Genomic DNA, 8,118 nt, shown 5'->3' with positions numbered 1-8,118 from the left:
CTGTTTGATTTTTAGATAAAAAAATGCCTTCCCGAAACCGGAAAGGCAATTCAATCTATTTTCTTCAATTTTACTCTATCGTAAAAAAATCGCTGAAATCTGAATTTCCTTCTGCATCGATGATCTTAAGCTGATAATCGTCTCCACTTCCCCAATCCGGCAGAGGTCCGTTGTGAACGCAATGTCCGTCGTTATCAGTTTCTTCATGATACAGATCCAGATAAGTTCCACCTTTGTAAATTTCGATATAAACGGTTGGACCTGATGCATTTATCCAATCGCAATATGTGTCTACTTCAAACTGCTGCCAGATCGTGCTATTGTCGGGATAGATTATAGTAATGGGATCGGTGAGTGCTTGAATGGTAAAGTAATCACTGAAACCGAAATTTCCTTCGGCATCAATCACTTTCAACTGGAAATCGCTACCGGTTCCCCAATCTCCCAGAGCATCATTCTGGCTGCAATGTCCATCGTTTGCTGTCCAGTTATGATACATGTCTACATAAACATCTGCTTTGAAGATCTCGATAAAAATGGAATCTCCCACAGCTCCGCTCCAATCACATTCGGTATTGAATTGGTATTCTGTCCAGACAGTTGTTCCATCAGGATAAAGCACATCGATCTGTCCTGGAGTTACAGCTTCAATTGTAAATTCATCACTCCAACCTGTATTTCTTCCAGAAGCGATAAACTTCAATTTCATGTTAGTGCCGCTTCCCCAGTCACCAAGCGCAAGTTCTCTGCTGTAATAGCCATCGTTATTAATCTCTTCAGCATACATTCCTTTAAAATTATTTCCCTGATAAACTTCAATATCCAAAGTTAATCCCTGTGCATTCGACCATTCCACAAATGTATTTGTTTGAAATTCCTGCCAGATTGTAGAAGAATTTGGTGTGGTAACGATTATATCCGGAGTCGAAGCAGTCTGGATAGTAAATTCATCACTCCAGCCGCTATTTCCATCAGAATCTATAAGTTTCAATTTCATATTGGTTCCAGTTCCCCAATCGTCGAGCGCAAGCTCTCTGCTGTAATATCCATCATTATTGATATCATCTGCATACAAGCCTTTATACGTGTCGCCCTGATAAACTTCTATATCCAGAGTTTCTCCCGGTGCATTTGCCCATTCCACGATTGTGTTAGTTTGAAATTCCTGCCAGACCGTACTTGAATTGGGAGTTGTCACTTCAATATCAGGATTTGCAGCAGCCTGGATCGTGAAAAATCCACTCCAGCCAAAATTATTATTGGAATCAGTAACTTTTAATCTGAAATCACTTCCGCTGCCCCAGTCACCATTTGCAACTTCCCTGCTGTAATAACCATCATTATTGGTTTCATCCACATAAAAACCTTTGAAAATCGTTCCTTTGTAAACAGCAATATTAACCGTAGCGCCAGTTGCGTTATCCCATTCACAATAGGTATTTGTAGCAAATTCCTGCCAAACTGTACTGGCATTTGGATAGGTAACGTTTATTTCTCCTGTAGTCTGTTCCTGAATAACAAAATATTCACTCCAACCAAAATTTTCATCCGAATCGATAACTTTCAAGCGAAAATTTGTTCCTGTTCCCCAATCTCCCAAAGCTTCTGTTCTATCTACATGACCAGTATTTTCCGTTTCGATATGATAGATGCCAACCAAAGTTTCACCTTTATAAATCTCGATATAAACGTTTGCTCCAGTTGCATTTTCCCATTCGCAATAGGTATTTGTCTGGAATTCTAACCAAATCGTTGTTCCGGTAGGAAATGTTACATTTATTATTTCTTCGCCACCTTCTGGATCGGTGGAACCATCACAGCCAAAAATTAATAAAGAAGCCAACAAAACTAAATAGATCCAATTTTTCATTTATCCTCCTGCTTTTTTATATCAAATCATAAAATCTAAAAGCAAAATTATATTTAATCATGTCAATTGCTTTTATAAAAGTAAGTTGGAAAATTATGTTGATCAAATCAAATATTTCATAAAATCTTAGTAAATTTCTTTATACGTGTTTAGCAATTAATTTTATTATTATTATTAAAACCACTTGACAGTTGAAACGAACAAAAAAATAAGTTTAAAAAAATATTGTGTTATCTGGTCCCAGGAGGGCTTATGTTTTTAAATGGATTTTCCAGTTTTTTTGCAAATGATATTGCCATAGATTTAGGTACGGCAAATACACTTGTTTATCGCAAAGGTATTGGCATAGTGATCGACGAACCCTCTGTTGTAGCAATTTCCAACGATAACAAAAAAATAAAAGCTATCGGCGCAGATGCCAAAGATATGCTGGGTAAAAACCCTGAAGAAGTAAAGATCATCAAACCATTAAAAGATGGAGTGATTGCCGATTTTCAGGTTACGGAATTAATGCTGCGAAATCTCATTTTGAGGGCCCAGAAGAAAAGACTTCTTATCAAACCAAGGGTACTGGTATGCGTTCCATCCGGAATTACCGAAGTGGAAAAACGTGCTGTTCGCGATAGTGCTCTTCATGCCGGAGCCCGGGAAGTTCATTTGGTTTCGGAACCAATTGCAGCGGCTATCGGTGCCGATCTTCCCATCCACAAACCGCAGGGGAACCTGGTTATGGATATTGGCGGCGGAACCACAGAAATTGCCATAATTTCACTTTCCCACATTGTTGTTCATTCCTCCATTCGAGTAGGTGGCGATAAAATGGACGAAGCAATCGTAAATTATCTTCGTAAGAGAAACAATATTTTTATAGGAATTCAAACTGCCGAAAAGATCAAAAAAGAAATCGGTTCAGCTTATCCATTGGATAAAGAACTGAAAATGGAAGTTCGCGGTCGGGATATTATAACCGGCTATCCGATCACAGTGGAAATAACTTCCGAGGAAATCCGTGAAGCACTTTCGGAAACGGTTTCTTCCATGATAGATGCTGTAAAAAGATTATTCGAAAAAACTGCTCCGGAACTGGCTGCAGATATTGCTGAACGCGGCGTTATCCTTACCGGCGGTGGAGCTCAATTGAAAGGTTTGGATAAAAAGATTCAGGATACTGTAGATCTTCCGGTTCACGTGATGCCGGATCCTCTTATCTGTGTCTTAAAAGGCTGCGGAGCTGTGCTGGATAACATGGAAGAATACAAAGAAGTTTTAATAAAAAAGATCGAAGATTAAATTATTGAAAAGTTAAAGACATGAAGATAACCAAAAAGTGAAGATGAAATAAAGTGAAGAAGAAATTTTTATTTTTCTTTTATTTTGCCCTATCACTTTTTCTTATTATCGGTGGAAACGAAGCCAGACAAACCAAAGCAGATTTTTTAAGTAAGACTATTTTCTCTCCTTTCGTAAATTCAGTAAATTATATTCAGTCACTTTTCGAAGTTAAACAAAAAAACCGTCTTCTTTCGGAACAATTGGCAATACAAACAAAAAAGATCGTGAATCTGGAAAATACAATACAGGAAATAAACAATTCCAAAATCGAATACGATGTAGAAAATTATTCTTATGTTCTGGCAGATGTTGTGGGATTTTCCGGAATATATTTCGAAAGAAATCTGATAGTGAATAAAGGAATTTTGAATGATGTTCTCAGAAATTCTCCGGTAGTTTCCAACAAAGGCGTTGTAGGAAAAGTAATTACCAGTTCCATGAATTACTCGATAATCCTGCCTTTGAACAATCCTGCTTTCAAACTCAGCGTGATGAGTAAGCGAAACAAATTGCAGGGAATTCTGGAATCTGATATTTATGGAGATTCCTATATGAATCTAATTAAGCTGGGTTCGGATATTGCTGTTGGTGATACGATAATCACTTCCAACGTTTCCACAATTTTCCCAAAAGGTTATCCAGTAGGAGTTATCACGCGTCTCAAAGAATCTCCAGATCAGGTTTATATGAGTGCAAAATTGAGACCTTTTGTCGATCCTGCCAGTTTGGATCAAGTAATAATTCTTCAATTTACCAAGGACTTAAAATATGAAAATGAACTCAAAATCAATTAAAGTTAATAATATCGAATATCTCCGCATTCCTGTAAAAACTAAAATCCTTTCTCCTGGAGATGATATTCTGGAAGTGGTAACAGAAAGCACGAGAGACATAATTCAACCGAATGATATCATCACGATAAGTGAAAGCCCTTTGGCAATTACACAGGGAAGAGCTATTCCAATTAAAGATATAAAAGTGGGATGGCTGGCAAATTTCCTGTGGCGATTTGTGTCAAAAGTAAAATACGGAATTGGACTGCGAGCTCCTACCAGCATGCAATGCGCTATCGATGAAGTAGGAAGCCTGCGCATTTTATTTGCAGCATTTATCGGAGGACTCGGGCGTTTAATCGGACGCAGAGGAAAAGGCGATTTCTATCGAATTGCCGGAATGCAGGCAGCTCTTATCGATGCAGCTCACACATCACCGGTTCCACCTTATGAAAGTTGTGTGATAAAAGGCCCGAAAGATCCTGCCAAAGTTTCTAAAAGAATAAAGAATGCAACTGGCAACGAGTGTGCAGTAATGGATATAAATGATATTGGCGGTTGCTGGATGATCGGTGGAAGCGATGGAATCGTTAAAGATTTCATGGAAAAAGTGATGTTGGATAATCCACAAGGTCAGGGAGATGAGCTCACGCCGATCTGCCTGATCAGAAAAGCGTAAATGAAGAGAAATAAATGAAGATAGTTAATTTGATAATTCTGGGAATTTTTGTTTTATATTTTCAGATTATTTTTGCATCTAACTTTGTGTTTTGGGGAATTATTCCCAATTTTATTATTGCTTTTATCATCTACCTGTGTGTAAATTCAGGAATTCGATCAGCACTGACAATTTCATTTTTCTGGGGATTGGCATTAGATTTGATGCAGCCTTTGTATCTTGGTATGAACGCTCTTATTTTTATTATTCTGGCAATGATCATCAGCAATTTTCATGAAAGCGTGAATAAAAGGAGATTTATTGTTGTTAGCTTCAGCGTTTTCCTGATAAACCTATTTTATTATTTAATCTTTATTTTTTACAATCTAATCGCAATCCAATCAAGGCATGGATTCTTTTCCGACTTTTTATTATCAGTTGTTTACAATAGCATCATCTCTATTCTGCTAATTTATATTTTTGAATTATTAAGTAAATTGAAACTTGTGATCGATGTATAAAGCAAGTTCTATTCGAGTTGTAAGATACATAATATTATTTCTATTCCTGGTGCTTTTTGCTTCTCTTTTCCGGCTGCAGGTCATCGAAGGAAAGAAATATGAATCGATAGCAGAAAATAATATCGTTCGCATCAAAAAGCTGCTTCCTGTTCGAGGTGAGATTTTCGATCAGAAATTTCGATCGATTGCTTTGAATAAACCATCTATAAATCTTTACTGCACTCCGGGAAAAGTAGCAGACAAACTAAAATTGATCGAATTTATCAGCCAGAATTTCAGCATTAAATCAGAAGAGATAGAAAAAATATTATATGAAAATAGATTTCGTTTGTATCAGGAAATTCTTCTCGTGCAGAATGTAGATCATTCCAATCTGGTAAGAGTAATGGAGTTTTTCAATTATTATCCTTCGCTTTCCTACAAAACAGAAAGTATTCGAGATTATTCTTATCCGAATCATTTCAGCGGTCATCTGGGAAGGATCAATGAAAAAGAATACAAAGTTAGAAAAGAACAAGGCTATACGATAAATAGTTTTCTGGGAAAAACAGGACTGGAAAAGCAATATGAAAGTTTACTGCGCGGTAAAAATGGACATCGAATAATTCAAGTAGATGCCAGTGGAAACGATTTACAGTTATTCAAGCATAATTTAGATAAACCTGCTCAAAATGGGGCTGATCTCATCTTGACAATAGATAATCAATTACAAGCTTATTCGAACAGCATTTTCCCAGAAGACATGAAAGGTGCAATCGTGGTAATGAATGCTGAAACAGGCGGCATTCTTACCTATTTAAGCAAACCAGAATTCGATCAGAATATTTTCAGCAGCAATATTTCAACTACTGTCTGGAACGAATTGATGAACGACCAGGATAAACCAATGCTGGACAGGATAATTCACGGAGCTTATCCACCCGGATCTGTTTATAAACCAATAATGGCTACTTTGGGTTTGGAAACAAATACGATCCAGAAAGACACGAAACTGGTTGCCTGTGATGGTGGATTGATGGTTGGAGATCGTTATTTTAAATGCTGGTGGGAAGAAGGACACGGAAGACTTGATGTGATAGATGCCATGAAAGTTTCCTGTGATGTTTTTTTCTATGATCTTTCTCTCAAATTCAGTTTGGATGATATCAATCAATTCAGCAAGAAAAACATGATAACCCGCAAAACTGGAGTCGATCTTCCATCTGAACGTTCAGGTTTTTTCCCGACTCATAAATGGTACATCGATAATTATGGAAAATATGTACCTATAATCGGACACAAAGTAAATCTTGCCATTGGACAAGGTGAAGTTCTTACTACAACACTACAGATTTGTGCCTATTATGCAGCTTTATCCAATAATGGCAAATGGATGAGACCACATCTTCTAAAAAAATATATTTTGGGCAATAAAACTTCCAATTTCAAAACTGAAGGTGTGCAAATTCCGGTATCAGAAGAGAATTTAGAGTTATTGAGATTATCGTTGTGGAAGGCTGTAAATGAACGTTATGGAACTGGTACTGCTGCCAATGTAGGCGGAGTGGATGTCTATGGTAAAACCGGTTCGGCAGAAAATCATATGGGAGAAGAAACTCACTCCTGGTTTGCCGGTTTTGTAGAAACAGATGAATATAAAATTTCATTCATAGTATTTGTGGAAAATGGTGGCCATGGTGGAAGTGTAGCAGCACCGATTGCCGGTAAAATAATCCAGTTCTATGATGCTTTGAGGAAACAGAAATGAGAAAATTTGACTGGCTTATTTTTTCTTTGCTGATCTGCCTGCTCTTTTACGGAGTGATAGCTATCTATTCAGCTTCCACAAATAAGATCGGAATAGATTTTGAAACCCAGAATTATTATATAAAACAAATCATCTGGATTTTTGTATCTTTGTTTTTTATTTATGCTCTTATCAAAACCCCCTACACTTTCCTGGAAGTTCTGATAGTACCTGCTTACATTATTACGATAATTTTACTGATCGTTGTTATTTTCATGCCCGAGATCAACGGTTCGCATCGCTGGATTCCTTTGGGTTTGATGAATTTTCAGCCTTCGGAACTGGCAAAATTGATCACTATTTTATTGATAGCAAAATTAATTTCTCAACCTTACATCACCGGAGCTAAGATAGTGTTGCGTTCAATAATTGTAACTATCATTCCAGTTGGATTAATTATTCTGGAGCCAGATTTGGGAACTGCTCTCACCATTCTTATCAGCACTTTTGCTATTATTGCCGTATCTGATCTTCCATTTATTTATCTTATTTTGATCATCAGCCCGTTGATAGCTGTGATAACATCTGTTTCAATATTTATATTTGCAGCGTTCATCATTATATTGATTTATCTTTTATATCGTAATAACCTATCCAAAGTATTAATCGGTTTTTCATTTGTATTGAATCTGTTTTTCTTTTTTATTACTCCGGTCATCTGGAATAGTTTAAAAAGCTATCAGCAGAATAGAATTCTTTCATTTATCGATCCCATGCGAGACCCATTTGGAGCGGGATATCAGATCATTCAATCCAAAATTGCTATCGGTTCAGGTGGATTTATGGGAAAGGGAATTTTGCTGGGTACTCAAAAGAACATGAACTTCCTGCCTGAACACCACACAGATTTCATCTTTTCGGTGATTGGTGAAGAATTTGGTTTTTTTGGTTGCGTGATTCTTTTGCTAATTTATTTTTTGTTCCTGTTTCGTATTGCGAAGCGGCTTGAGAAGTTGAAAAGAAAAGAGTTTAAATACGCAACTACCGGAATTTTGGCGTATTTAACCTTTCAGATATTTGTGAATATCGGCATGAATATCGGCATCGTTCCTACCACAGGAATTCCGTTGCCGTTTGTCAGTTATGGTGGATCGAATTTATTGATCAATGTAATGGCTGTAGGTTTTGTGCTTAAATTCATAAATGAAAGAAGTATTTTTAAGTAGGGGAGGATAGAA

The 8,118-nt window shown here is 37.0% G+C and carries 7 protein-coding genes; 6 read left to right on the top strand and 1 reads right to left on the bottom strand.

The genetic code is table 11. The features are described 5' to 3' along the window. Positions 1-70: 70 nt before the first annotated feature. On the bottom strand, positions 71-1,870 hold the full coding sequence (locus tag K9N40_07265) for a hypothetical protein (protein ID MCF7814259.1): 1,800 nt from the start codon (positions 1,868-1,870) through the stop codon (positions 71-73). A gap of 252 nt (positions 1,871-2,122) precedes the next feature. Between K9N40_07265 and K9N40_07260 the strand changes: the two genes are divergently transcribed. From K9N40_07260 to rodA, 6 genes are read left to right on the top strand one after another with little or no spacing between them, the layout of a single operon-like run. Beyond that, positions 2,123-3,160, top strand: a complete 1,038-nt coding sequence (locus tag K9N40_07260) for a rod shape-determining protein (GenBank protein MCF7814258.1) — start codon at positions 2,123-2,125, stop codon at positions 3,158-3,160. 53 nt (positions 3,161-3,213) lie between these two features. Further along, positions 3,214-3,996: a rod shape-determining protein MreC gene (locus K9N40_07255; protein ID MCF7814257.1), complete on the top strand. Its 783-nt coding sequence runs from the start codon at positions 3,214-3,216 to the stop codon at positions 3,994-3,996. After that, positions 3,971-4,654, top strand: coding sequence for a coenzyme F420-0:L-glutamate ligase (locus K9N40_07250; protein ID MCF7814256.1), 684 nt, complete (start codon positions 3,971-3,973; stop codon positions 4,652-4,654). Before K9N40_07255 ends, K9N40_07250 begins: the two co-directional genes overlap by 26 nt. 14 nt (positions 4,655-4,668) lie before the next feature. Next, positions 4,669-5,154, top strand: coding sequence for a rod shape-determining protein MreD (gene mreD / locus K9N40_07245; GenBank protein ID MCF7814255.1), 486 nt, complete (start codon positions 4,669-4,671; stop codon positions 5,152-5,154). Beyond that, the gene (gene mrdA, locus K9N40_07240) at positions 5,147-6,901 is read left to right on the top strand and encodes a penicillin-binding protein 2 (GenBank protein ID MCF7814254.1); all 1,755 of its coding nucleotides are present in this window, start codon (positions 5,147-5,149) and stop codon (positions 6,899-6,901) included. The genes mreD and mrdA overlap by 8 nt, the downstream gene beginning before the upstream one ends. Further along, on the top strand, positions 6,898-8,106 hold the full coding sequence (gene rodA / locus K9N40_07235; protein MCF7814253.1) for a rod shape-determining protein RodA: 1,209 nt from the start codon (positions 6,898-6,900) through the stop codon (positions 8,104-8,106). Before mrdA ends, rodA begins: the two co-directional genes overlap by 4 nt. The last annotated feature ends 12 nt before the right edge of the window (positions 8,107-8,118 follow it).

This window comes from Candidatus Cloacimonadota bacterium, from assembly GCA_021734245.1.
Classification (GTDB): Bacteria; Cloacimonadota; Cloacimonadia; order Cloacimonadales; family TCS61; genus B137-G9.
Note: the sequence above shows the minus strand (reverse complement) of the source record. Positions and strands in the feature narration are given on the sequence as shown.

What these genes read in the sequence shown, in the direction of transcription:
- K9N40_07265 (MCF7814259.1), bottom strand. Translation starts at nt 1,870, where the DNA reads ATGAAAAATTGGATCTATTTAGTTTTGTTGGCTTCTTTATTAATTTTT.
- K9N40_07260 (MCF7814258.1), top strand. Translation starts at nt 2,123, where the DNA reads ATGTTTTTAAATGGATTTTCCAGTTTTTTTGCAAATGATATTGCCATA.
- K9N40_07250 (MCF7814256.1), top strand. Translation starts at nt 3,971, where the DNA reads ATGAAAATGAACTCAAAATCAATTAAAGTTAATAATATCGAATATCTC.
- mreD (MCF7814255.1), top strand. Translation starts at nt 4,669, where the DNA reads ATGAAGATAGTTAATTTGATAATTCTGGGAATTTTTGTTTTATATTTT.
- mrdA (MCF7814254.1), top strand. Translation starts at nt 5,147, where the DNA reads ATGTATAAAGCAAGTTCTATTCGAGTTGTAAGATACATAATATTATTT.
- rodA (MCF7814253.1), top strand. Translation starts at nt 6,898, where the DNA reads ATGAGAAAATTTGACTGGCTTATTTTTTCTTTGCTGATCTGCCTGCTC.